Raw genomic sequence first — 24,357 nt, forward strand, 5'->3', positions numbered from 1 at the left:
GGCGGTCGCGGCGAGGGTTATTTACTTGGCCCGAGCGGCGATGACTTCGTCAGCGACGTTCTTGGGGGCCTCGGAGTAATGCTTGAATTCCATCGTGTACGTGGCACGACCTTGCGTCAGCGAACGCAGGTTCGTGGCGTAACCGAACATCTCGGCCAGCGGAACTTCAGCCTTGATGGTCTTGCCACCACCGACCATGTCGTCCATGCCCTGGACCATGCCGCGACGCGAGGACAGATCGCCCATCACGGTACCGGCGTAGTCTTCGGGCGTTTCGACTTCAACGGCCATCATCGGTTCGAGCAGCACGGGGCTGGCCTTGCGCATGCCTTCCTTGAACGCCATCGAGCCGGCCATCTTGAACGCGTTTTCGTTCGAGTCCACATCGTGGTACGAACCGAAGAACAGCGTGACCTTGACGTCCACGACCGGGTAACCGGCCAGGATGCCGGCAGGCAGCGTTTCCTGGATGCCCTTGTCCACCGCGGGGATGAATTCGCGAGGAACCACACCGCCCTTGATGGCGTCCACGAACTCGTAGCCGCCGCCCGGCTGGAGCGGTTCGACCTTCAGGACCACGTGACCGTACTGACCACGACCGCCCGACTGCTTGACGAACTTGCCTTCGACTTCTTCGCAGGTCTTGCGGATGGTTTCGCGGTAGGCCACCTGGGGCTTGCCGACGTTCGCTTCCACGCCGAATTCGCGCTTCATGCGGTCGACCAGAATTTCCAGGTGCAGCTCGCCCATGCCGGAAATGATGGTCTGGCCGGATTCTTCGTCGCTGCGCACGCGGAACGACGGATCTTCCTGCGCCAGGCGCGACAGCGCCAGGCCCATCTTTTCCTGGTCGGCCTTCGACTTGGGTTCGACGGCCTGCGAAATCACGGGCTCGGGGAACTCCATGCGCTCCAGCAGGATGTGCGAATCGACATCGCACAGCGTTTCGCCGGTCGTCACGTCCTTCAGGCCCACCACGGCGGCGATGTCGCCGGCCAGAACTTCCTTGATTTCCTCGCGGTTGTTCGCGTGCATCTGCAGGATGCGGCCGATACGTTCCTTCTTGCCCTTGATGGGGTTGTAGACCGTATCGCCCGACTTCAGGACGCCCGAGTAGACGCGCACGAAGGTCAACTGACCCACGAACGGATCGCTCATCAGCTTGAACGCCAGCGCCGAGAACTTCTCGTTGTCGTCAGCCTTGCGGTTGATGGCGTTGCCATCGTCGTCCTGGCCGTCGACCGGGGGAATGTCCACGGGCGAAGGCAGGTAGTCGATGACCGCGTCCAGCATGCGCTGCACGCCCTTGTTCTTGAAGGCGGTGCCGCACAGCATCGGCTGGATTTCGCCAGCGATGGTGCGTTGACGGATGGCCAGGTTGATTTCGGCTTCGTCCAAGGAACCCGTTTCCAGGTACTTGTTCATCAGCTCTTCCGACGACTCGGCGGCGGCTTCAACCAGCTTTTCACGCCATTCGGCAGCGGTACCTTCCAGCTCGGCCGGAATGTCCTTGTAGTCGAACTTGGTGCCTTGGCTGGCTTCGTCCCAGATGATCGCCTTCATCTTGACCAGGTCGATCACGCCTTGGAACGTGTCTTCGGCGCCGATGGGGATCACGATGGGCACGGGGTTCGCGCGCAGACGCGTCTTCAACTGGTCATAGACCTTGAAGAAGTTCGCGCCGGTACGGTCCATCTTGTTGACGAACGCCAGACGCGGCACGCCGTACTTGTTGGCTTGGCGCCACACGGTTTCGGACTGGGGCTGAACACCACCCACCGCGCAGTAGACCATGCAGGCACCGTCCAGGACGCGCATGGAACGTTCCACCTCGATGGTGAAGTCCACGTGCCCCGGGGTGTCGATGATGTTGATGCGGTGCTCGGGGTAGTTGCCGGCCATGCCACGCCAAAACGCCGTCGTAGCAGCCGACGTAATGGTGATGCCACGCTCTTGCTCTTGTTCCATCCAGTCCATGGTGGCGGCGCCATCATGCACTTCGCCAATCTTGTGATTGACGCCGGTGTAGAACAGGATACGTTCGGTCGTGGTGGTTTTCCCTGCATCGATGTGCGCAGAGATGCCAATGTTGCGATAGCGCTCGATCGGGGTTTTGCGGGCCATGGTGGGTTAGTCCTTAAATTACCAGCGGAAATGGCTGAAGGCCTTGTTGGCCTCGGCCATCTTGTGCGTGTCTTCGCGCTTCTTCATCGCGGCGCCACGACCTTCGGAGGCGTCGATCAGTTCGCCAGCAAGGCGCAGATCCATCGACTTCTCGCCACGCTTCTTGGCGGCTTCACGGAGCCAACGCATAGCCAGGGCCAGGCGGCGCACGGGGCGCACTTCAACCGGCACTTGGTAGTTGGCACCGCCAACGCGGCGGCTCTTGACTTCGACGATCGGCTTGATGTTGTTGATCGCCAGGCTGAACACCTCGATCGGCTCCTTGCCGGTCTTGGTGGCGACTTGCTCGAGGGCACCGTAGACGATGCGCTCGGCGACGGCCTTCTTGCCGTCCAGCATGACGACGTTCATGAACTTGGCGAGTTCGACGCTGCCGAACTTGGGATCGGGCAGAATCTCGCGCTTGGGTACTTCGCGACGACGGGGCATTGTTGCTTCCTTGTGTCTGTTCAGTTGAACCGTGTTTCATTACACGGCCATGGCCGTCCAATAAGACGACCCCTTACGTGCCGCGCACCTTCCTGTATTGCGGTTGGCGCGGTTGCACTTCCCTGATGACGGATGGCCGTCACTCGGGGGTACTGCTGACTCGCGTTGCGAGCCCTTAGGCCTTCTTCGGGCGCTTGGCGCCGTACTTCGAGCGGGCTTGCTTGCGATCCTTGACGCCTTGCAGGTCGAGGGAACCGCGCACGATGTGATAACGCACACCGGGCAAGTCCTTCACACGACCGCCACGCACCAGAACCACCGAGTGCTCTTGCAGGTTGTGGCCTTCACCACCGATGTACGAAATGACTTCGTAACCGTTGGTCAGACGCACTTTGGCAACCTTACGCAGAGCGGAGTTCGGCTTCTTGGGGGTGGTGGTGTACACGCGAGTGCACACGCCGCGGCGTTGCGGGCAGTTTTCGAGCGCGGGGCTCTTGCTTTTGATGATGCTGACTTCGCGCGGCTTGCGCACGAGTTGGCTAATGGTAGGCATGACCTTTGAAATCCCTTTTACGTACCACTGGGTAAGTACTTACGTACTCGTCTCCTCGAGCAATGGACTCTTGGAGAAGGCGGCTCGCGCAAAACCGCCTCAAACGTTCAAATACGTAAAAGAGCGGGCTTGCCAACAAACCATGACAAACGCACAAACCTGATGTTCGGGAGACGGCAGCGTCGGTTGACGGAGGCTCGTGACGCACCCCTTTGGCCTTGGGCGCTTCGCTAGCACGAAGGGCCGGACCTGTCTTCCTGGCGCTTTGACCACACGTCTTTGACCACACATGGTCGCCGCCCTGGCATCAAACTTTGCGCGCGAATAAAGCAGTAAGCCCTTTAGCATAGCTTAGAACTTGGCGCACTGTCAAAAACTTTTGCGCGCATGGCGCGTGGGCGTGTTGCCGGCAAAAGACGGCCAGATAGGCGCAACTCGCGCCCAGGTCGGCAAAAATGGGGCCAAATTACCAACCGCCGACGGGAACGGCCGGTGCGGGATAGCACGGGGTCGCGAACCGCACGCGACGCGTGGCGCGAGCGCGGGGTCCAGGGGTCCAGGGGTCCAGGGGTCCAGGGGTCCAGGGAGCCAGGGAGCCAGGGAGCCAGGCGGCAATGGTAGCCGGTGGCGGGCGATGCGGACGGCTTACTGATCGGCGAACAGATATCCGCTGCCGTAGACCGTGCGGATCGGCAACATCACACCCGCCAGCTCGGCCTTGCGGCGCAGGCGGCTGACGATGACGTCGATGCTGCGCGTGCCGCTGGAGCGCGAACCGCCCCCTTCCACCCGCAGCTCGTCACCCAGCTCGTTGCGGCCCACCGCCCTGCCCGCCACTTCCAGCAGCGAACGCACGATCAGCCGCTCGTTGGCGGACAGGGAAATCGTGGTGCCGGAGGGCGCCGCCAGGGTCCAGCCCTGATCGCGCAGCTCCCATTGGCCAGGCAGGGGTTCATCGGCCGCGGCGGCGTCCTGGCCGGCCGGCAGGCGGCGGGCCAGCGCCAGCAGGATGCAGGCCAGCTCTCTTGGGTCATGCGGCGGCGGCAGGCAGGCGTCGGCGCCGCTCTGCAGACAGCGCAGGCGGGTTTCCAGGGACAGATTGTTCCCCATCACCACGATACCCAGGGACGAGGAGCCGTGCAGGCGGGCGACCAGGGCATAGCCGATCTCGCCAAGCGTCCCCACATTCAGCACCACGGCATCATAGGTGCCATTGCTGAGCAGGCCGAACAATTCCAGAGAAGTCGAGCAGCCACGGGCCGAAATTCCAGCTTGAAGCAGTGCGGACACAGCGGTGTTACGTGCGGCCTCGTCCGGCGACATCATCAGTACGCGCAATTGATTCATAGGTTCTTTCCATCCCTTCTGCCTCCCCTTGCCCGGCAGACCGCGCCGGTTGGAGGAAGGTTGAGGACAGTTTGACCCGTTGTTGTGCAACAACTCCAGTCAAGATTCGTCAAGTTTGCAATGTTTGACAGTTCTTGGCACAACGTAGCCAACAGTGACGCGACGCGAGTTATCATTCCATTACACAATCCTTTCTTCTTCTTGCAGTAGGGCGCCACAGGGCGCGCTTGCGCAGCCAACCTTCGCGAGACCACGTCTGATGAAAATCGCGTCGCTGGAAGACGACCTGGACCAGGCGAAACGTATCCAGCAAGTCCTGACTGCCGCCGGATACACCTGCACCAGTTATCAGCAAAGCCGTGACCTGCTTGCCGCTTTGCGCAATGAAACGTTTGACCTGGTGCTGCTGGACTGGCACCTGCCCGATATCGACGGCGACGATGTGGTGCGCTGGTTGCGCGCCAACATCGGCCCGCGCGTTCCCGTCATCTTCCTGACCAACCGGTCCAGCGAGGACGACCTGGTGGAAGGCCTGCGCGCCGGCGCCGACGACTACATCGTCAAGCCGCTGCGGCCGCTGGAACTGCTGGCCCGCGTCGCGGCGTTGCTGCGCCGCAGCCAGATCGCCGAGCCCGCCGATGAACCGTTCGACGTCGCCAGCTATCGCGTCGACCCCGCTGCGCGCGCGATCTCGCTCGATGGCGCGCAGGTCGCGCTGGCGCCCAAGGAGTTCGAGCTCGCGTTGCTGTTCTTTCGCAACCTGGGCCGGCTCATGTCGCGCGATGTGCTGGCCGAATGCGTCTGGAATCGCGAGATTCCAGCCACCTCCCGCACGCTCGATACCCACCTGTCGAACATCCGGCAAAAGCTCCAGCTGCGCCCGGAACATGGCGTGCGCCTGAGTTCTTCCTACGCGCTCGGCTACCGGCTGGAGTTGCTGAGTCCGCCTGAAGATAGCCCGCCCCCCACGCGTTAGCGCCTGGCGGCATTACCTGGAGATTTGAAAGTCATGAGCCGCTGCCGCGCGCTTTCTTTGCTTGCCCTGCTTTCCGGCCTGCTGCTCGCCACTTCCTCGCATGGCCAGCCCGCTGGCGCGCTGGGAGACAATTTCATCTATCGCGTGCGCCAAGGCGACACGCTGATCGACATCGCTTCCACCTACACGCGCAATCAGGCCAACTGGAGTCCGCTGCAGACGCTCAACAGCGTCACCACGCCCGAGCGCCTGCCCATCGGCCTGGAGCTGCGCATCCCGTTGTCGATGATCCCCGAACGCGCCGCCGACGCGCGCGTGGTGCATGTCAGTGGCCAGGCGAACATCGACGGACAGTCGCTCAAACCCGGCGCGAGCGTGAGCGAAGGCAGCAAGGTCGTGACCGCGCCCAATGGTTTCGTGACGCTGGAATTGGCCGACGGCTCCAAGCTCACGCTGCCGGCCGACGGCGCGGTCGAATTGACGCGCCTGCGCCAGTTCGAAGGCACCAACCTGACCGATTCAGTCATCCATGTCGAGCGCGGCAGCGTCGAATCGAGTGTCGCGCCAGCCGGCCAGGGTGTAGGCCGTTTCGAAGTGCGCACGCCGGTCGCCGTCACGGGAGTGCGCGGCACGCGCTTTCGCGTGCAAAGCGGCAGCCATGGTGTCCACAGCGAAGTGCTGGAAGGCAGTGTGCGGCTGCAGCCGCATGCGCCCGGCGCCGCGCCGGCGCAACCCGTGTCGGTGGCCAAGGGCTATGGCGCAGCCATCGGCGCGGACGGCAACGTCTCGGGCGTGCGGCAGTTGCTGGCCGCGCCACAACTCGGCCAACCCGTGCGTGCCGGCGGCGGCGCCTGGACCAGCGCATTCGAACCGGTGCCCGGCGCGCAAAGCTACCTGGTGCGCGTCGCGCGCGATGCCGATGGCACGCAGCTGGTGTCCTCGACCCGCTTTCCCACTGCCGACATCCGCTTCAGCGCCCCCGGTCCGGGCACCTTCTACGTGACGGTGCGCGCGGTCGATGAACTGGGCCTGGGCGGCCGCGACGCCATGGCCACTTTCACCGGGGTGAACCAGCTCATGACCAGCAGCGGCCTCGGGGTCGCCACCGGCACCGGCGGACTGGTGACCCTGACCGAGTACTAGGGCCCATGCCAGACGCCACCGATCCCATCGACCGGACCTCGCGATCAGGCCTGTGGTTGACGGTGGCGCTGGCGCTGCTGGCGGCGTTGCTCGGCTGGTTCAATGGACTGGGGCGCGTCGACCAGATCCTGTATGACCGCGCCGTCGCCTTGACGGGGCGCGATATCTCGCCCGACATCGTAATCGTGGCGATCGACGACAGCAGCATCGACGCGCTGGGGCGCTGGCCCTGGCGCCGGGCGGTGCATGCGGCGCTGCTGGACCGGCTGCAAGGCGCGCGCGCGGTGGGACTGGACCTGATCTTCGCCGAACCCGACACCACCTACCCCGGTGACGACGTCATCCTTGCCGACAGTATCCGGCGCAATGGCCGCACGGTGCTGCCGGTGGTACTGGACCGGCTGATCTATCCCACGTCGATCAGCGCCCCCATCCCCGCCCTGGCCCAGGCGGCAGCCGGCAGCGGCTTCATCAACGCCAACCTCGATGCCGATGGCGTGCTGCGATCAGCGGTCCTGACGGCGCGTTTCGCCGGCCAGCGCTGGCAGCATTTCGCGCTGACCATGCTGGACGTGGGCGGGCAGGCGGACCTGGCGCAACGCCTGCTACGGCGCGCCCGGGCGGACGGCAGCATCCTGATTCCGTATGCGGGCCCGGCGGCGCATACCCGCGCCGTGTCCTATCTATCGGTCCTGCGCGGCGACGTGCCAGCGGAGCAGCTGCGCGGCAAATACGTGCTGGTGGGCGCTTGGGCCACCGGCCTGGGCGACGCGTACACCACGCCGGTATCCCACGAGGTCAGTGGCATGCCGGGCGTGGAGATCATCGCCAATTTGCTGCAGGCGGCCAACGACGACATCGCCTTCCAGCCGCCCGCCCCGTGGCTGAACGCGCTGTATTCGGCCCTGCCCGTGCTGCTGGCGTGCCTGGCGCTATGGCGCTTGTCGCCCAACCTGGCGCTGTTGGTGAACATCGCCCTGCTCGCCCTGGTGCTGCTCGTCAGCCTGTTGCTGCTGGGCCACACCTATCTGTGGTTCGCGCCCACCGCCGCGCTGGTGGGCGTGGCGTTGTGCTACCCGCTGTGGAGCTGGCGCAGCCAGGAAGCCGCGCTGCGCTACATGGACAACGAACTGCGCCGGCTGCAGCGCGAATACCCGCCGGTGCTTAACGAAGCGCGGGCGCAATCCGGCGGCCCCAGCGCATCGCTCGAAAGCCGGGTCGGTGAATTGCGGCGCGCGCTCGCGCGCGTGCGCAACCTGCGGCGGTTCCTGGCCGACGGCCTGGACGGCATGCCCGACGCCACGCTGGTGTTCGACCAGGATGGCCGCATGCAATTCCGCAACCAGGCAGCGGTGATGTATTTCCAGCGGCTGGGCATGCGGCCACCGCGGGTCGGGCACCCGGCGGTCCACCTGCTCGAGAAGACCATCGGCGACGAATCGACACGCCAGCGCGTCGCCCAAGTACTGAGCGGCCAGGGACCGATCGCCGAGCAATCCCCCTGGACTGCCGATCTGGAGGTGCGCGATCACGCCGGCCGCGACCTGATCCTGAAATGCGCGCCGATCCATACGGCCGAAGGGAATTTCGCCGGCACCGTCGCCACGTTGACCGATATCTCCGGCATCCGCCAGGCCGAGCGCCAGCGCGAGGAAACGCTGCGCTTCATCTCGCATGACATGCGGGCGCCGCAGAGTTCGATCCTGGCGCTGGTGGAGATGAAGCAGGACGGCGGGACAACGGATGGCGGGGATGAAACGCTTACCCGGATCGCCGCGCTGGCCAACCGCACGCTGCACCTGGTCGATGATTTCGTGCATTTGACGCGGGCCGAGTCGATGGCCATCAACGCGGTGGAGCTGGACCTGGGCAGCCTGCTGCAGGACGGCGTCGACGAGTTCTGGGCGGCGGCGCACAAGCGCGGCATCCGGCTGGAGGTGGCTGCGCCGCTGCCCGCCGCCTATGCGCGCGGCGACCAGACACTGCTGATGCGGGCCCTGTGCAACCTGATCGACAACGCCATCAAGTACAGCCCGGCCGGGACGCGCATCGAATGCGCCATCGACCAGGCGGCGGGATTCTGGCGGATCCACGTGCGCGACCAGGGGCAAGGCATCGCGGCACACGACCTGGCGCGATTGTTCGAGCCGTTTTCACGCGTGGGGGTGGCCTCGCGTGGCGACGTCGGCGGAGCGGGCCTGGGACTGGCCTTCGTGCGCACGGTGGCGCAACGCCATGGCGGCGAGGTCGAAGTCACCAGCGAAGCCGGCAAAGGTTCGGTGTTCACGCTGCGGTTGCCCGTTGCGCCCGAGGACGCGCCGGCGACTTGAGGCCAAGGGCGCCCCGCCCCGGGCGCTATTCAAAGACGTGGGAAATGACGGCAGGCTTGCCCGGCCTGACTTCCAGCGTGGTCCGGTATGGCGGCAGATCGGCATTGCGCAGCACCACCTGATACTTGCCGGGAATCAATCGCAGTTCCTTGACCGGCGGACTGATGCCGCGGGCCACGCCATTGATCCATACCTCGCCCCAGGGCCGGATATCGAGGCGGACCAGCACGGGAACCGGCTTGGGCTTGGGTGCTTCGTCCTGCGCCGGCGCGGCGGCTTCCGGGATCGGCGCCGTGGCGGCGGCGGCTGGCTCGGTGGGCATGGCGGGACTGGCCGGGGCTGGCGGGGCTGAGCCAACCGGCGCCTCGGCGGACGTCGCGGCCGCGGCCCCACGTTCACCTGTGGGGGCCGCCTCTGGCGCGCTGCCCTGCGCCGTGCCTGCCACCGGGACAGGCGGCGCGGGCTGGGGCGCCGGCGTCGAAGCTGGCGCCGCCGTTGAAGCCGGCGGGTCGGCCGGCGCCGTGGTCGGCACGGGCGGCACGGCAGGCGGATTGGGCTGTACCACTTCGGACCGGGTGATGAGCGAATTCGTCGTTCCGATACCCAGGCGGACCCAGGCATAGATACCCACCCCGATCAGCGCCACCAAGAGCAACAGCACCAGCAACGGCCGGCCGGCATTGCGCGGCTTGCGCACCTCTTGTGCCGCAGGCGCGACCGGCGCGGCGACATCGGCCCGGGACGCTTCGCGGGCGACGGGCGCGGCCTCGGCATAGGCCGGGATGTCGAGCATGGCGGCCAGCTCGGCCAGGGTCTGCGGCCGATCGGCCGGCAGCATGGCCAGGCCGCGATCGATCGCGCCAAGAAAGGCCGGGCTGTACTTCGTCAGGCCAAGGGACAGCAACGGCTCATAACTGTCGGTGGCGCGGCGTTCCGGCGCGGGTGGTGGCCGCAGGCCGATCACCAGCGCGTGCATCACCGCACAGAGCGCATAGACGTCGGTCCAGGGACCGCGCGGCCATTCGGCGGAGTCCGTATACAGCTCGAACGGCGCGAAGCCCGGGATCGGCGTCAACCCGGTCCGGCGCGATCGCGGCAATGCCAATTCCGGCAGCAGGTGAGCACGCGCGCCTTCGTCCATGCCGACGGTATCGAGCGAAATGTCGCCACATATTTCGCCCTGCGCATGCAGGCCCATCAGGGAGGGCAGCAGGTCCGACAGCAGCCGCTTGATGCGCGCCTCCGGCACCCCGCCCGCCGCGCTGGCGGCGATGGCGCTCAAGGGGCGCAGGGCAAGCGGCGCGGCGCCTGAGAAAGGGCTGCGCGGCGTATGCAGGCCGGCGGATGAAGACATATTCAAAATACTGCGCAACGGGCGCGAAAACGGGTTAACGGCTGATAGGCGGAATATTATCCAATCCGTTACGCAAGGACATTGCCGAAAATGTCCGAGCGCATCAGGCTGTGGCACGATAGCGTATCGCCAAATTCCTCCCTTCGCTGAAAGCCTATGAAAATTCGCCTTCTCTGCAATGTGCTCGGATCCTCGTTTGTGCTGGCCGGCTGTGCCGGCCTGCCCGCCAGCGCCCCCGACCGCGCGCCCACGCCGCAAGCGCTGGAGCAGCTACAACAGGTGCGCGACCAGTACAGCGCCGGCCACTACGGTGAAGTGATCCGCGGCGTCGCCCGTTCCGATGAGCTGGCCGCGTCCAGCAAGGCCGTGCGCATCGAGGCCTACAAGCTGCAGGCGTTCAGCTATTGCGTCAGCCGCTACGCGCAGTTGTGCGAGGACAGCTTCAGCCGCATCCTGCAGATCGATCCCAACTTCGAACTGGCGCCCAACGAGGCCGGCCATCCGGTCTGGGGTCCGGTGTTCCAGCGCGCCAAGAGCCAGGCCGCCAAATAGCGCCGCCATGGCCCGCGCGGGCAAAAAAAAGGCCGCTGATGCGAATCAGCGGCCTTTTTGCTTCTGGCCTCCCCCGCCGGACCTGCGCGGGGGGTGCACCGGACGTCGCCCTTATTCGGCGGCGTCCTCGCTGCCCAGGTCGGACGACGGGACATCGGCGTCCGAGCCCACCGTGACCGGCGAGTCTTCGAACGGGTTGGCCAGCTGGCGGGCGGCTTCGCGTTCCGCGGCCTCCAGGGCTTCCTTGTCCTTGCGGGCATGGTGGTACGCCAGGCCGGTACCGGCCGGGATCAGGCGGCCGACGATGACGTTTTCCTTCAGGCCACGCAGGTCGTCGCGCTTGCCCATGATGGCGGCTTCGGTCAGGACACGCGTGGTTTCCTGGAACGAGGCGGCCGAGATGAACGAGTCGGTCGACAGCGAGGCCTTGGTGATACCCAGCAGCACGTTTTCGTAGGTGGCCGGACGCTTGTCTTCAGCGTTGACGCGGTCGTTCTCGTTCAACAGCTCGGAGCGCTCGACCTGCTCGCCCGGGATGAACTCGGTATCGCCCGCATCGACGATGTTCACACGGCGCAGCATCTGACGAACAATCACTTCGATGTGCTTGTCGTTGATCTTCACGCCCTGCAGACGGTACACGTCCTGCACTTCGTCGACGATGTAGGTCGCCAGCTTCTCGATGCCCTGCAGGCGCAGGATGTCGTGGGGATCGGCCGGGCCGTCCACGATCATTTCGCCCTTGTTCACCACCTGGCCGTCGTGCACCAGCACCTGCTTTTCCTTCGGAATCAGGAACTCGTGGCTGACGCCTTCCAGGTCGGTGATGACCAGGCGCTGCTTGCCCTTGGTGTCCTTGCCGAACGAGACCGTGCCGGTGACGTCGGCGAGCATGCCGGCATCCTTGGGCGAACGGGCTTCGAACAGTTCGGCCACGCGCGGCAGACCGCCGGTAATGTCGCGGGTCTTTTGCGATTCCTGCGGAATACGCGCCAGGACTTCGCCCACGGCAACCTGCTGGCCATCACGCACAGTGATCAGCGCGCCGACCGGGAACGAGATGTTCACCGAGTGATCGGTGCCGGCGATCTTGACGTCTTCGCCGTTCTCGTTGACCAGCTTGATCTGCGGACGCATGACGATCTTGCCGCCACGGGTCTTGGGCGTGATGACGACGAGCGTCGACAGGCCGGTGACTTCGTCCACCTGCTTGGCCACGGTCACGCCTTCTTCGATGTTCTCGAAGCGGACAGCGCCACCGTATTCCGACACGATCGGACGGGTCAGCGGATCCCACGTCGCCAGGCGCGCGCCGGCCTTCACGGCCTCGCCGTCGCCCACCAGCACGGTCGCGCCGTACGGGATCTTGTGGCGTTCGCGTTCGCGGCCGTTGTCGTCGAAGATCGCCAGTTCGCCCGAGCGCGAGATCGCGACGCGTTCGCCCTTGGCGTTGGTGACGTAGCGCATGGTGCTGGCAAAGCCGACCACGCCGCTGGACTTGGTTTCCACCGCGCTGGCCAGGGCCGAACGCGACGCCGCGCCACCGATGTGGAACGTACGCATCGTCAGCTGCGTGCCCGGTTCACCGATGGACTGGGCGGCGATGACCCCGACCGCTTCGCCCTGGTTCACCGAAGTGCCACGGCCGAGGTCACGGCCATAGCAGTGCGCGCACAGGCCGTGGCGCGTTTCGCAGGTCAGCGGCGTGCGGACCTTGACTTCATCCACGCCGATGCGGTCGATCATGTCGACCATGTCTTCGTCCAGCAGGGTGCCGGCGGTGATGGCCGTTTCCTGCGTGTCCGGGTTGACGATGTCGATGGCAGCCACGCGGCCCAGGATACGGTCGCGCAGCGGCTCGATGACTTCACCGCCTTCCACCAGGGCCTTCATGTTGTAGCCCTGCGAGGTGCCGCAATCGTCCTCGGTGATCACCAGGTCCTGCGTCACGTCGACCAGACGACGGGTCAGGTAGCCCGAGTTCGCGGTCTTCAGTGCCGTGTCGGCCAGACCCTTACGCGCGCCGTGAGTCGAGATGAAGTACTGAAGCACGTTCAGGCCTTCACGGAAGTTCGCGGTAATGGGCGTCTCGATGATCGAGCCGTCCGGCTTGGCCATCAGGCCGCGCATGCCGGCCAGCTGGCGGATCTGGGCGGCCGAACCGCGGGCGCCCGAGTCAGCCATCATGTAGATGGAGTTGAACGACTCCTGGCGCACTTCCTCGCCGTGACGGTTGATCACGGGTTCGGTGGCCAGCTGTTCCATCATCGCCTTGCCGACCTTGTCGCCGGCCTTGCCCCAGATGTCCACCACGTTGTTGTAGCGTTCCTGGGACGTGACCAGACCCGACGAGTACTGCTTGTCGATTTCCTTCACTTCACGGCTGGCTTCGGCCAGGATGCCTTCCTTGGCCGACGGGATCAGCATGTCGCCCATGGCGATCGAGATACCGCCGCGGGTGGCCAGGCGGAAGCCCGACTGCATCAGCTTGTCGGCGAAGATCACCGTGTCGCGCAGGCCGCAGCGGCGGAACGACTGGTTGATCAGGCGCGAGATTTCCTTCTTCTTCAGCGCCTTGTTCAGGACGGTGAAGGGCAGGCCCTTGGGCAGGATCTCGGACAGCAGCGCGCGGCCGACGGTGGTTTCGTGGCGGCGGATCACCGGCTGCCATTCGCCATTCTCGTCACGCTCGTGTTCCTTCAGGCGCACGGTGATGCGGCTTTGCAGCTCCACTTCGCCGTTGTCGTAGGCGCGTTGCACTTCAGCGACGTCGGTGAAGAAGATGCCTTCGCCCTTGCCGTTGATGCGCTCGCGCGTCGTGTAGTACAGACCCAGCACGATGTCCTGGGACGGCACGATCGACGGTTCGCCGTTGGCCGGGAACAGCACGTTGTTCGAAGCCAGCATCAGCGTGCGCGCTTCGAGCTGGGCTTCCAGCGACAGCGGCACGTGGACGGCCATCTGGTCACCGTCGAAGTCGGCGTTGAACGCCGCGCAGACCAGCGGGTGCAGCTGGATGGCCTTGCCTTCGATCAGGACCGGCTCGAACGCCTGGATGCCCAAACGGTGCAGCGTGGGCGCACGGTTCAGCATGACCGGGTGTTCGCGGATGACTTCTTCCAGGATGTCCCAGACCACCGGTTCCTGGCTTTCCACCAGCTTCTTGGCGGCCTTGATGGTCGTGGCCAGGCCCATCATCTCCAGGCGATTGAAGATGAACGGCTTGAACAGTTCCAGGGCCATCAGCTTGGGCAGGCCGCACTGGTGCAGCTTGAGCTGCGGACCCACCACGATGACCGAACGGCCCGAGTAGTCGACGCGCTTGCCCAGCAGGTTCTGGCGGAAACGACCGCTCTTGCCCTTGATCATGTCGGCCAGGGACTTGAGCTGGCGCTTGTTGGCGCCGGTCATGGCCTTGCCGCGGCGACCGTTGTCCAGCAGCGAGTCGACGGCTTCCTGCAGCATGCGCTTTTCGTTGCGCAGGATGATTTCAGGGGCCTTCAGCTCCAGCAGGCGCTTCAGACGGTTGTTGCGGTTGATGACGCGGCGGTACAGGTCGTTCAGGTCGGAGGTCGCGAAGCGGCCGCCGTCCAGCGGCACCAGCGGACGCAGGTCCGGCGGCAGCACGGGCAGCACTTCCATGACCATCCACTCGGCCTTGATGCCGGATTTCTGGAAGCCTTCCAGCACCTTCAGGCGCTTGGAGATCTTCTTGATCTTGGCTTCCGAGCTGGTGGCCTTCAGTTCGCCGCGCAGCGTTTCCACTTCGCGGTCGATGTCGATGGTGCGCAGCAGTTCGCGCACGGCTTCGGCGCCCATCAGGGCACGGAAGTCGTCGCCGTATTCCTCGGTCTTGGCCAGGAAATCGTCATCCGACATGATCTGGCCGCGCTTGAGCGGCGTCATGCCGGGTTCGATCACGCACCAGGCTTCGAAGTACAGGACGCGTTCGATGTCGCGCAGGGTCATGTCGAGCACCATGCCCAGACGCGACGGCAGGCTCTTCAGGAACCAGATGTGCGCGACGGGGCTGGCCAGCTCGATGTGGCCCATGCGCTCACGGCGAACCTTGGCAACGGTAACTTCAACGCCGCACTTCTCGCAGATCACGCCACGGTGCTTCAGGCGCTTGTACTTGCCGCACAGGCACTCGTAGTCCTTGATCGGGCCGAAGATCTTGGAGCAGAACAGACCGTCACGCTCGGGCTTGAACGTGCGGTAGTTGATGGTCTCGGGCTTGCGAACTTCGCCGTAGGACCACGAACGGATCTTCTCGGGCGAGGCGATGCCGATCTTGATGGCATCGAATTGCTCGTCTTGCGAGACTTGCTTAAAGAGGTCGAGTAGCGCTTTCATTAGTTACGCTCCAAATCCATGTCCAGGGCCAACGAGCGGATTTCCTTGACCAGCACGTTGAACGATTCCGGCATGCCGGCATCGATGACGTGATCGCCCTTGACGATGTTTTCGTATACCTTGGTGCGGCCGGTGATGTCGTCGGACTTCACCGTCAGCATTTCCTGCAGGGTGTAGGCGGCGCCGTAGGCTTCCAGCGCCCACACTTCCATTTCCCCGAAACGCTGGCCACCGAACTGCGCCTTGCCGCCCAGCGGCTGCTGGGTCACGAGCGAGTACGGGCCGGTCGAACGCGCGTGCATCTTGTCGTCGACCAAGTGGTGCAGCTTCAGGTAGTGCATGTAGCCGACGGTGACCGGACGCTCGAACTTCTCGCCGGTGCGGCCGTCGTACAGCCACGCCTGCGTGCGCGAGGGCGTCAGCGCCATGCGCTTGGCGACGTCGTCCGGATAGGCCAGTTCCAGCATCTTGGTGATTTCCTCTTCGGTCGCGCCGTCGAAGACGGGCGTCGCGAACGGCACGCCGTTCTTGAGGTTCTGGGCCATTTCCATGACTTCTTCGTCGGTCAGCTCGTCGATGCGCGCGCCGGTGCCGGTCGTGTTGTAGACCTTGTCCAGGTAAGCGCGGACGTTCTTGACCTGCGCGGTGCGCTCGTCGCGCAGCATGTCGGCGATGCGGTGACCCACGCCCTTGGCAGCCCAGCCCAAGTGCACTTCCAGCACCTGGCCCACGTTCATCCGCGAGGGCACGCCCAGCGGGTTCAGAACGATGTCGGCCGGCGTGCCGTCAGCCATGTGCGGCATGTCTTCCACCGGGGTGATGCGCGAGACCACGCCCTTGTTGCCGTGACGGCCTGCCATCTTGTCGCCAGGCTGCAGACGACGCTTCACGGCCAGGTAGACCTTGATCATCTTCAGCACGCCCGGGGGCAGCTCGTCGCCCTGCGTCAGCTTCTTGCGCTTCTCTTCGAAGGCCAGGTCGAACTGGTGACGCTTCTGCTCGAGCGATTCCTTGGCCTGCTCCAGCACCACGGCGTGGGGCTCGTCGGCCAGGCGGATGTCGAACCACTGCCAGCGGTCCAGATCAGCCAGGTAAGCCTTGGTGATCGTGGCGCCCTTGGCCAGCTTGCGCGGGCCGCCGTTGACGGTCTTGCCGACCAGCATCTTCTCGATACGGTCGAACTGGTCGTTTTCAACGATGCGCAGCTGGTCGTTCAGGTCCTGGCGATAGCGGCGCAGTTCATCGTCGATGATGGACTGGGCGCGCTTGTCGCGCACGATGCCTTCGCGCGTGAACACCTGCACGTCGATCACGGTGCCGGTCATGCCCGAAGGCACGCGCAGCGAGGTGTCCTTAACGTCGGACGCCTTTTCACCGAAGATGGCGCGCAGCAGCTTTTCTTCCGGCGTCAGCTGGGTTTCGCCCTTGGGCGTGACCTTGCCGACCAGCACGTCGTCGGCGCTGACTTCGGCGCCGATGTATGTGATGCCCGAATCGTCCAGGCGGTTCAGTTGCGTCTCGGCCAGGTTGCTGATGTCGCGCGTGATTTCTTCCGGACCCAGCTTGGTATCGCGAGCGACAACCGTCAGTTCCTCGATGTGCACCGAGGTGTAGCGGTCATCGGCCACGACCTTTTCGGAGATCAGGATCGAGTCTTCGAAGTTGTAGCCGTTCCAGGGCATGAACGCGATCAGCATGTTCTGGCCCAGGGCGAGTTCGCCCAGGTCCGTCGATGCGCCGTCGGCCAGCACGTCACCCTTGGCGACACGGTCGCCACGCTTGACGATGGGACGCTGGTTGATGTTCGTGTTCTGGTTGGAACGCGTGTACTTGATCAGGTTGTAGATGTCGACACCGACTTCGCCGGCGACGTTTTCTTCGTCGTTCACGCGGATCACCACGCGTTCGGCGTCGACGTGGTCGACCAGGCCGCCACGCAGCGCCTGCACGGTGGTGCCCGAGTCAACGGCCACGGTGCGCTCGATACCCGTGCCCACGACCGGCTTTTCCGGACGCAGGCAAGGCACGGCCTGACGTTGCATGTTGGCGCCCATCAGCGCGCGGTTCGCGTCGTCGTGCTCCAGGAACGGAATCAGCGAGGCGGCGACCGACACGATCTGCGACGGGGCCACGTCCATGTAGTGCACGTTGGCCGGGGCGGTCAGCATGGTTTCGCCGGCTTCACGGCAAGCCACCAGGTCGTCCACGAACTTGCCTTCCTCGTCCAGTGCGGCGTTGGCCTGCGCGATGACGTAGTGGCTTTCTTCGATGGCCGACAGGTAGTCGATCTGGTCGCTGACGCGGCCGTCGACGATCTTGCGGTAAGGCGTTTCCAGGAAGCCGTACTCGTTCAGGCGAGCGTACAGCGCCATGGAGTTGATCAGGCCGATGTTCGGGCCTTCCGGCGTTTCGATCGGGCAGACGCGGCCGTAGTGGGTCGGGTGCACGTCACGCACTTCGAAGCCGGCGCGCTCGCGGGTCAGACCGCCCGGGCCCAGTGCCGAAACACGACGCTTGTGCGTGATTTCCGACAGCGGGTTGGTCTGGTCCATGAACTGCGACAGCTGGCTCGAACCGAAGAACTCCTTGATGGCGGCCGAGATCGGCTTGGAGTTGATCAGGTCGTGCGGCATCAGGTTTTCGGTCTCGGCCTGGCCCAGACGTTCCTTGACGGCGCGTTCGACGCGCACGAGGCCGGCGCGGAACTGGTTCTCGGCCAGTTCGCCGACGCAACGCACGCGGCGGTTGCCCAGGTGATCGATATCGTCGATCTGGCCACGGCCGTTACGCAGCTCGACCAGCACCTTGATGGTTTCAAGGATGTCTTCGTTGGTCAGCGTCATCGGGCCGGTGATGTCCTCACCACGGCCCAGGCGGCTGTTGACCTTCATGCGACCGACGCGCGACAGGTCGTACGTTTCTTCGCTGTAGAACAGGCGCTGGAACAGCGCTTCCACCGCTTCTTCGGTGGGCGGTTCACCAGGACGCATCATGCGGTAGATGGCAACGCGCGCGGCCATCTGGTCGGCGGTTTCATCGGTGCGCAGCGTTTGCGAAATGTACGGGCCGCGATCCAGGTCGTTCGTGTAGAGCGTCTGGATGTCGTGCACGTTGGCGGCGCGCAGGGCGCCCAGCACGCTTTCGGTGATCTCGTCGTTGGCGTTGGCGATGACTTCGCCGGTATCGGCGTCAACGATGTTCTTGGCCAGCACGCGGCCGTACAGGAAGTCTTCCGGCACGGAGATGCGCTGGATGCCGCCGGCAGCCAGGTCGCGCAGGTGCTTGGCGTTGATACGCTTGTCTTTCTCGACGATGACCTTGCCCGAACGGTCCGCGATGTCGAAGCGGGCCATTTCGCCCTTCCAGCGCTCGGGCACGAATTCCATCATGGCGCCTTCGCTCTTCAACTCGAAGTTGTCGAAGTCGAAGAAGTTGGCCAGGATCGATTCCGGCGTCATGCCGATGGCCTTGCACAGGATGGTGACAGGCATCTTGCGGCGACGGTCGACGCGGAAGAACAGGATGTCCTTGGGGTCGAATTCGAAATCCAGCCACGAACCGCGGTAGGGAATCACGCGGGCCGAGAACAGCAGCTTGCCCGAGCTGTGCGTCTTGCCGCGGTCGTGCTCGAAGAACACGCCAGGCGAGCGGTGCAGCTGCGAGACGATGACACGTTCGGTGCCGTTGATGACGAACGAACCGGTGCCGGTCATGAGCGGAATCTCGCCCATGTAGACTTCCTGTTCCTTCACTTCCTTGACGGTGGGCTTGCTGACTTCGCGGTCAAGCAGCACCAGGCGGACCTTGGCTCGCAGGGGCGAGGCATAGGTCAGGCCACGTTGCTGACATTCCTTGACATCGAACACCGGTTCGCCGAGCACATAGCTCACGAACTCCAAGCGCGCCATACCGTTGTGACTAACGATCGGGAAAATCGACGAAAACGCCGCCTGCAAACCGTCGGCTACGCGATCGGACGGGGCGGTATCCGCCTGCAGGAAAGTTAGGTAGGATTGAAGCTGAGTCGCCAAAAGGAAGGGAACGTTTTGAACGTCTTCACGCTTGGCGAAGCTTTTGCGGATGCGCTTTTTTTCGGTGTACGAGTAAGGCATGAGCACTCCGACTCGAGGTTGCATGGGCCGTCAACCACGGCCCCAGGTGATACGACTCCAGGAAACCCCTCTGGAAAGGGCATGACCCCAGCAGGGGTTTCCTGGAAACGCAAAAGCCCGGGGACGGCAAATTGCGCTGTCCCCGGGCAAGTTGACGCAGGTCTTACTTGACTTCGACCTTGGCGCCAGCTTCTTCCAGCTTCTTCTTGGCGGCTTCGGCGTCAGCCTTGGCAACGCCTTCCTTGACGGGCTTCGGAGCGCCGTCGACCAGGTCCTTGGCTTCCTTCAGGCCCAGACCGGTCAGCTCGCGCACGGCCTTGATGACGGAAACCTTGTTGGCGCCGGCTTCAGCCAGGACAACGGTGAACTCGGTCTGCTCTTCAGCAGCGGCGGCGGCGCCACCAGCGGCGGGAGCAGCGACAGCAACAGCGGCGGCAGCAGCCGACACGCCGAACTTCTCTTCCATTTCCTTGATCAGCTCGGACAGTTCGAGCACGGTCATGCCAGCGATGGCGTCAAGGATTTCAGCTTTGTTAAGTGCCATTTTTAAGAACTCCAAATATTGGGTAATGCCAGGGTTTGGGTGTCGCTCGGTCGTTCAGCGAATTTCCGTGAAGGGCGGGGATTAAGCCGCGGCCTTCTGGTCGCGCACGGCGGCGAGGCCACGGGCGAACTTGGTCGGAACTTCGTTGAGCGTACGCACGAATTGCGCGATGGGGGCTTGCATGGTGCCCAGCAGTTTCGACAGCAACTCTTCGCGCGAGGGCATGGTGGCCAGGGCCTTCACGCCTTCTTGGTTCAGCAGGCTGTTGGGCAGAGCGCCCGCCTTGATGACCAGCTTGTCGTTGCTTTTCGCGAAACCTGCGAGGACCTTGGCCGCCGTAACCGGATCAGCGCTGATGCCATAGATCAGCGGACCGGTCAGTTGCTCGGCCAACGGCTCGAAAGCCGTGCCGGCAACAGCACGACGGGCCAGCGAGTTCTTCAGAACACGCAGATACACGCCCGATTCACGCGCAGTTTTGCGCAGTACGGTGACAGAGGCGACGTCCAGACCACGGTACTCGGCGATAACAATCGATTGCGCCTTGGCCACTTCGGCCGAGACTTCCTCGATTACCACCGCTTTCTCTTGACGATTGAGACTCACGGTTTGAACACTCCATCAAAAGACGCCTGGGGCCGGAGCCTTGCGCGTCAACCGAATGCGGCGCCTGGTCGAGTTCTTCGGGTAAAGAAATCTTCCTGGGGACGCCGTCTACGCTGGATCCGAACTTTGCGAGCTTCGGGATTAAGCGGGGCGGCGGGATAGTGCTTCCACCGACCTGCTCCAGCGGTCTTTGACAGCAGCATCCGGAGGAATCCGGATGCGGCCCAAAGTACGTTTACAGCTGTTGGCTTAGTTGGTAGCCGACAGCGAGGCAATTTCCACGCGCGCACCGCCGCCCATCGTGGACGAAACGGCCAGCTTGCGCAGGTAAATGCCCTTGGCAGCGGCGGGACGAGCCTTTTGCAGGGCGTCGACCAGAGCGGCCAGGTTGGTTTGCAGCTGTTCCACGCCGAACGACGCGCGGCCGATCGTGGCGTGGATGATGCCGGCCTTGTCGGTGCGGTACTGAACCTGACCGGCCTTGGCGTTCTTGACGGCGGTGGCGACGTCGGGGGTCACGGTGCCGACCTTCGGGTTCGGCATCAGGCCACGCGGGCCCAGGATCTGACCCAGGGCGCCGACGACACGCATCGTGTCGGGCGAGGCGATGACCACGTCGAAGTCCATCTGACCGGCCTTGATCTGGTCAGCCAGGTCGTCCAGGCCGACGATGTCAGCGCCGGCGGCCTTGGCGGCCTCGGCCTTGTCGCCTTGGGCGAACACGGCGACACGGACCGTCTTGCCGGTGCCGGCGGGCAGCACGACCGAGCCGCGGACCAGTTGGTCCGACTTCTTCGGGTCGATGCCCAGCTGCACGGCCACGTCAATCGATTCGTTGAACTTGGCGACAGCGGTTTCCTTGACCAGGGTCAGGGCTTCGGCGACCGGGTACAGCTTGGTGCGGTCGATCTTTTGCGCAATGGCGGCGGCGCGCTTGCTCAGTTTTGCCATGATTAGATCCCCTCAACCGTGATGCCCATGCTGCGGGCGCTGCCAGCGATCGTGCGGACGGCGGCGTCCAGATCGGCGGCGGTCAGATCGGGGCCCTTGGCCTTGGCGATTTCTTCAGCTTGCGCGCGGGTCAGCGTGCCGACCTTGTCGGTATGCGGCTTGGACGAACCCTTTTGCACGCCGGCGGCCTTCTTGATGAGGACCGTCGCGGGCGGGGTCTTCATGATGAAGGTGAAGCTCTTGTCGGCGAAAGCGGTGATCACCACCGGAATCGGCAGACCAGGCTCCATGCCTTGGGTCTTGGCGTTGAACGCCTTGCAGAATTCCATGATGTTCAGGCCACGCTGACCCAGGGCCGGGCCAATCGGGGGGGAGGGGTTAGCCTTACCAGCCGGCACTTGCAGCTTGATAAAGCCGACGATCTTCTTCGCCATGCTTTGCTCCTTGCGGGTTATATCGCCCTAGCGCGCGGCCAGGGCTCCCCGGGGGTTGAAATCAGGTCTTTTCGACCTGGCTGAAATCCAGTTCGACGGGGGTGGCACGACCGAAGATCGTGACAGACACGCGAACCTTGCTCTTTTCGTAGTTGACTTCTTCGACGTTGCCGTTGAAGTCCGCAAACGGACCTTCCTTGACCCGAACCATCTCGCCCACTTCGAACAGGATCTTGGGGCGGGGTTTCTCGACGCCTTCTTCCATCTGGGAGAGGATCTTTTCGACTTCCTTTTCGGAAATCGGGGTCGGACGATTGCCCGAGCCACCCAAAAAGCCGGTGACACGGTTGGTGTTCTTGACCAGGTGCCACGTTTCGTCGGTCAGGTCCATTTCAACCAGGACATAACCGGGGAAAATGCGGCGCTCGGTGATCGACTTCTGGCCACCCTTGACCTCGACGACTTCCTCGGAGGGCACAAGAATGCGGCCGAAAGACGTTTGCAGGCCCGCGCGCTCGATGCGCTCGTTCAGGGCCTTGTGTACGCTTTTTTCCATGCCGGAGTACACATGGACGACATACCAACGCTTACTCATTCGCCGTCCTTATTTCCAGCCCAACAACAGGCCGTAGAGAATCCATTCGATGCCCTTGTCGAGCACCCACATGAAAATGCCCATGACCGCCACGAACGCGAAAACGATGCCCGTCATCTGGGTCGTTTCCTTGCGGGTCGGCCACGACACACGCTTGACTTCGTTGTAGGACTCGCTGGCAAAGCTCAGGGTGCGACGGCCGGGTTCGCTGAACCAGGCGATCACGGCTGCGATCACGAGGCCGCCGACAAAGACGCCGATACGGGCAGGCATCGGTTGCGCGCTGAGCACGGAAAACCCGACGATGCCAGCAATAACGACAAGAACCGCCAGCCCGAGCTTGACCCGGTCGGCGGTACTGGTTACGGTTTCTACGCTGGTATTAGACATATTGCGACGCGAGCCGCCGTGAATGCGTAACTCGCGATGATCTCCCGCGGGTTTATCCTGGCGGTGGCAGGGGCAGTAGGAATCGAACCTACAACCTTCGGTTTTGGAGACCGACGCTCTGCCAATTGAGCTATGCCCCTAAAACTCACACATCACTACACGTGCACTACACTTTCGCCGTTCCAGCCAGGCCGCCACGCGTAGCGGCTTGCGGAACCAAACATCATACTACTTTTACAGCAAAGATGGATAGAGGGGCTTGAGAGCCCACTCTACCCATCCGGGTATTGCTTACTTCAGGATCTTGGCGACGACGCCGGCGCCGACGGTACGACCGCCTTCACGGATGGCGAAACGCAGGCCTTCTTCCATGGCGATCGGGGCCAGCAGCTTGACGGTCATCGTCACGTTGTCGCCCGGCAGGACCATTTCCTTGTCGGCCGGCAGGTCGATCGTGCCGGTCACGTCCGTCGTGCGGAAGTAGAACTGGGGACGATAGCCGTTGAAGAACGGGGTGTGGCGGCCGCCTTCTTCCTTGGACAGGATGTACACCTCGGAGGTGAAGTCCGTGTGCGGGGTGATCGAGCCCGGCTTGGCCAGAACCTGGCCGCGCTGGACGTCTTCACGCTTGGTGCCGCGCAGCAGGATGCCCACGTTGTCGCCGGCTTGACCTTGGTCCAGCAGCTTGCGGAACATTTCCACGCCGGTGCAGGTCGTCTTGACCGTCGGGGTGATACCGACGATTTCGATTTCTTCGCCGACCTTGATGATGCCGCGCTCGATACGGCCGGTCACCACGGTGCCGCGACCCGAGATCGAGAACACGTCTTCGACCGGCATCAGGAACGCGCCGTCAACGGCACGCTCGGGCGTCGGGATGTACGTGTCCAGGGCTTGGGCCAGCGACAGGATCGCTTGCTCGCCCAGTTCGCCCTTGTCGCCTTCCAGCGCCAGCTTGGCCGAACCCTTCACGATCGGGGTGTCGTCGCCCGGGAAGTCGTACTTGCTCAGCAGTTCGCGAACTTCCATTTCCACCAGCTCGAGCAGCTCGGCGTCGTCAACCATGTCGGCCTTGTTCAGGAAGACGATGATGTACGGCACGCCAACCTGGCGGCTCAGCAGGATGTGTTCACGCGTTTGCGGCATCGGGCCGTCAGCGGCCGACACGACCAGGATCGCGCCGTCCATCTGGGCGGCGCCCGTGATCATGTTCTTGACGTAGTCAGCGTGGCCCGGGCAGTCAACGTGCGCGTAGTGGCGCGTTTCTGTTTCGTACTCGACGTGGGCCGTGTTGATCGTGATGCCGCGTGCCTTTTCTTCAGGTGCCGCGTCGATCTGGTCGTAGCCCTTGGCTTCGCCACCGAACTTGGTCGACAGAACGGTCGTGATCGCCGCCGTCAACGTCGTTTTGCCGTGGTCAACGTGACCAATCGTACCCACGTTCACGTGCGGCTTGGTACGTTCAAACTTGCCTTTTGCCATGGCTGACTCCTGACCTGGA

General features: G+C 63.9%; 18 protein-coding genes and 1 tRNA gene. 4 read left to right on the forward strand and 15 right to left on the reverse strand.

All coding sequences use genetic code 11. From position 1 onward, the window contains the following. Positions 1-21: 21 nt before the first annotated feature. The 4 genes from fusA to AT699_RS30440 form a co-directional block, all read right to left on the reverse strand. Positions 22-2,124 (reverse strand): elongation factor G, encoded by a 2,103-nt coding sequence (gene fusA, locus AT699_RS30425; protein WP_020925816.1) that lies wholly within the window; start codon positions 2,122-2,124, stop codon positions 22-24. Between the two features lie 18 nt (positions 2,125-2,142). Next, positions 2,143-2,613 (reverse strand): 30S ribosomal protein S7, encoded by a 471-nt coding sequence (rpsG, locus tag AT699_RS30430; RefSeq protein WP_006389600.1) that lies wholly within the window; start codon positions 2,611-2,613, stop codon positions 2,143-2,145. A 175-nt stretch (positions 2,614-2,788) separates the two neighbouring features. Beyond that, on the reverse strand, positions 2,789-3,166 hold the full coding sequence (gene rpsL / locus AT699_RS30435) for a 30S ribosomal protein S12 (RefSeq protein ID WP_005017264.1): 378 nt from the start codon (positions 3,164-3,166) through the stop codon (positions 2,789-2,791). Between the two features lie 645 nt (positions 3,167-3,811). Beyond that, positions 3,812-4,513 carry a response regulator transcription factor gene (locus AT699_RS30440; protein ID WP_006389599.1) on the reverse strand — a complete coding sequence of 234 codons (702 nt, stop codon included), beginning with the start codon at positions 4,511-4,513 and terminating at the stop codon, positions 3,812-3,814. 259 nt (positions 4,514-4,772) lie between these two features. Between AT699_RS30440 and AT699_RS30445 the strand changes: the two genes are divergently transcribed. Genes AT699_RS30445 through AT699_RS30455 form a run of 3 tightly spaced genes read left to right on the forward strand, consistent with a single transcriptional unit; the run spans position 4,773 to position 8,962 of the window. Then, positions 4,773-5,489 carry a response regulator transcription factor gene (locus AT699_RS30445; protein ID WP_006389598.1) on the forward strand — a complete coding sequence of 239 codons (717 nt, stop codon included), beginning with the start codon at positions 4,773-4,775 and terminating at the stop codon, positions 5,487-5,489. 33 nt (positions 5,490-5,522) lie between these two features. Beyond that, the gene (locus tag AT699_RS30450; RefSeq protein ID WP_024070786.1) at positions 5,523-6,632 is read left to right on the forward strand and encodes a FecR domain-containing protein; all 1,110 of its coding nucleotides are present in this window, start codon (positions 5,523-5,525) and stop codon (positions 6,630-6,632) included. Between the two features lie 5 nt (positions 6,633-6,637). After that, positions 6,638-8,962, forward strand: coding sequence for a CHASE2 domain-containing protein (locus AT699_RS30455; RefSeq protein WP_020925812.1), 2,325 nt, complete (start codon positions 6,638-6,640; stop codon positions 8,960-8,962). A gap of 25 nt (positions 8,963-8,987) precedes the next feature. Here AT699_RS30455 and AT699_RS30460 read toward each other — a convergent pair whose 3' ends face one another. Then, complete coding sequence (locus AT699_RS30460; RefSeq protein WP_024070787.1) at positions 8,988-10,316, reverse strand: serine/threonine-protein kinase; 1,329 nt, start codon at positions 10,314-10,316, stop codon at positions 8,988-8,990. Positions 10,317-10,472: 156 nt separating this feature from the next. On the opposite strand from AT699_RS30460, the gene AT699_RS30465 reads away from it, so the two are divergent. Next, the gene (locus AT699_RS30465; RefSeq protein WP_006389593.1) at positions 10,473-10,868 is read left to right on the forward strand and encodes a TssQ family T6SS-associated lipoprotein; all 396 of its coding nucleotides are present in this window, start codon (positions 10,473-10,475) and stop codon (positions 10,866-10,868) included. Positions 10,869-10,979: 111 nt separating this feature from the next. Here the strand turns inward: AT699_RS30465 and rpoC are convergent, their stop codons facing one another. The 10 genes from rpoC to tuf form a co-directional block, all read right to left on the reverse strand. Then, positions 10,980-15,224 (reverse strand): DNA-directed RNA polymerase subunit beta', encoded by a 4,245-nt coding sequence (gene rpoC, locus AT699_RS30470; RefSeq protein WP_006389592.1) that lies wholly within the window; start codon positions 15,222-15,224, stop codon positions 10,980-10,982. Continuing rightward, the gene (rpoB, locus tag AT699_RS30475) at positions 15,224-19,336 is read right to left on the reverse strand and encodes a DNA-directed RNA polymerase subunit beta (protein WP_006389591.1); all 4,113 of its coding nucleotides are present in this window, start codon (positions 19,334-19,336) and stop codon (positions 15,224-15,226) included. Before rpoB ends, rpoC begins: the two co-directional genes overlap by 1 nt. Before the next feature lie 163 nt (positions 19,337-19,499). Further along, a complete protein-coding gene (gene rplL / locus AT699_RS30480) occupies positions 19,500-19,880 on the reverse strand; it encodes a 50S ribosomal protein L7/L12 (RefSeq protein ID WP_006389590.1) in 381 nt (126 codons plus the stop codon). Positions 19,881-19,961: 81 nt separating this feature from the next. Continuing rightward, the gene (gene rplJ, locus AT699_RS30485) at positions 19,962-20,486 is read right to left on the reverse strand and encodes a 50S ribosomal protein L10 (protein WP_006389589.1); all 525 of its coding nucleotides are present in this window, start codon (positions 20,484-20,486) and stop codon (positions 19,962-19,964) included. A 249-nt stretch (positions 20,487-20,735) separates the two neighbouring features. After that, positions 20,736-21,437: a 50S ribosomal protein L1 gene (gene rplA, locus AT699_RS30490; RefSeq protein WP_024070788.1), complete on the reverse strand. Its 702-nt coding sequence runs from the start codon at positions 21,435-21,437 to the stop codon at positions 20,736-20,738. 2 nt (positions 21,438-21,439) lie between these two features. Continuing rightward, positions 21,440-21,871 (reverse strand): 50S ribosomal protein L11, encoded by a 432-nt coding sequence (rplK, locus tag AT699_RS30495; RefSeq protein ID WP_006389587.1) that lies wholly within the window; start codon positions 21,869-21,871, stop codon positions 21,440-21,442. Positions 21,872-21,932: 61 nt separating this feature from the next. Beyond that, the gene (gene nusG, locus AT699_RS30500) at positions 21,933-22,466 is read right to left on the reverse strand and encodes a transcription termination/antitermination protein NusG (RefSeq protein WP_006389586.1); all 534 of its coding nucleotides are present in this window, start codon (positions 22,464-22,466) and stop codon (positions 21,933-21,935) included. A gap of 9 nt (positions 22,467-22,475) precedes the next feature. Beyond that, the gene (gene secE / locus AT699_RS30505; protein WP_006389585.1) at positions 22,476-22,856 is read right to left on the reverse strand and encodes a preprotein translocase subunit SecE; all 381 of its coding nucleotides are present in this window, start codon (positions 22,854-22,856) and stop codon (positions 22,476-22,478) included. 64 nt (positions 22,857-22,920) lie between these two features. Continuing rightward, positions 22,921-22,996 (reverse strand) — tRNA-Trp (locus AT699_RS30510). Positions 22,997-23,147: 151 nt separating this feature from the next. Continuing rightward, a complete protein-coding gene (gene tuf, locus AT699_RS30515; protein WP_024070790.1) occupies positions 23,148-24,338 on the reverse strand; it encodes an elongation factor Tu in 1,191 nt (396 codons plus the stop codon). Positions 24,339-24,357: the final 19 nt, after the last annotated feature.

Source organism: Achromobacter xylosoxidans (genome assembly GCF_001457475.1).
Taxonomy (GTDB): Bacteria; Pseudomonadota; Gammaproteobacteria; order Burkholderiales; family Burkholderiaceae_B; genus Achromobacter; species Achromobacter xylosoxidans.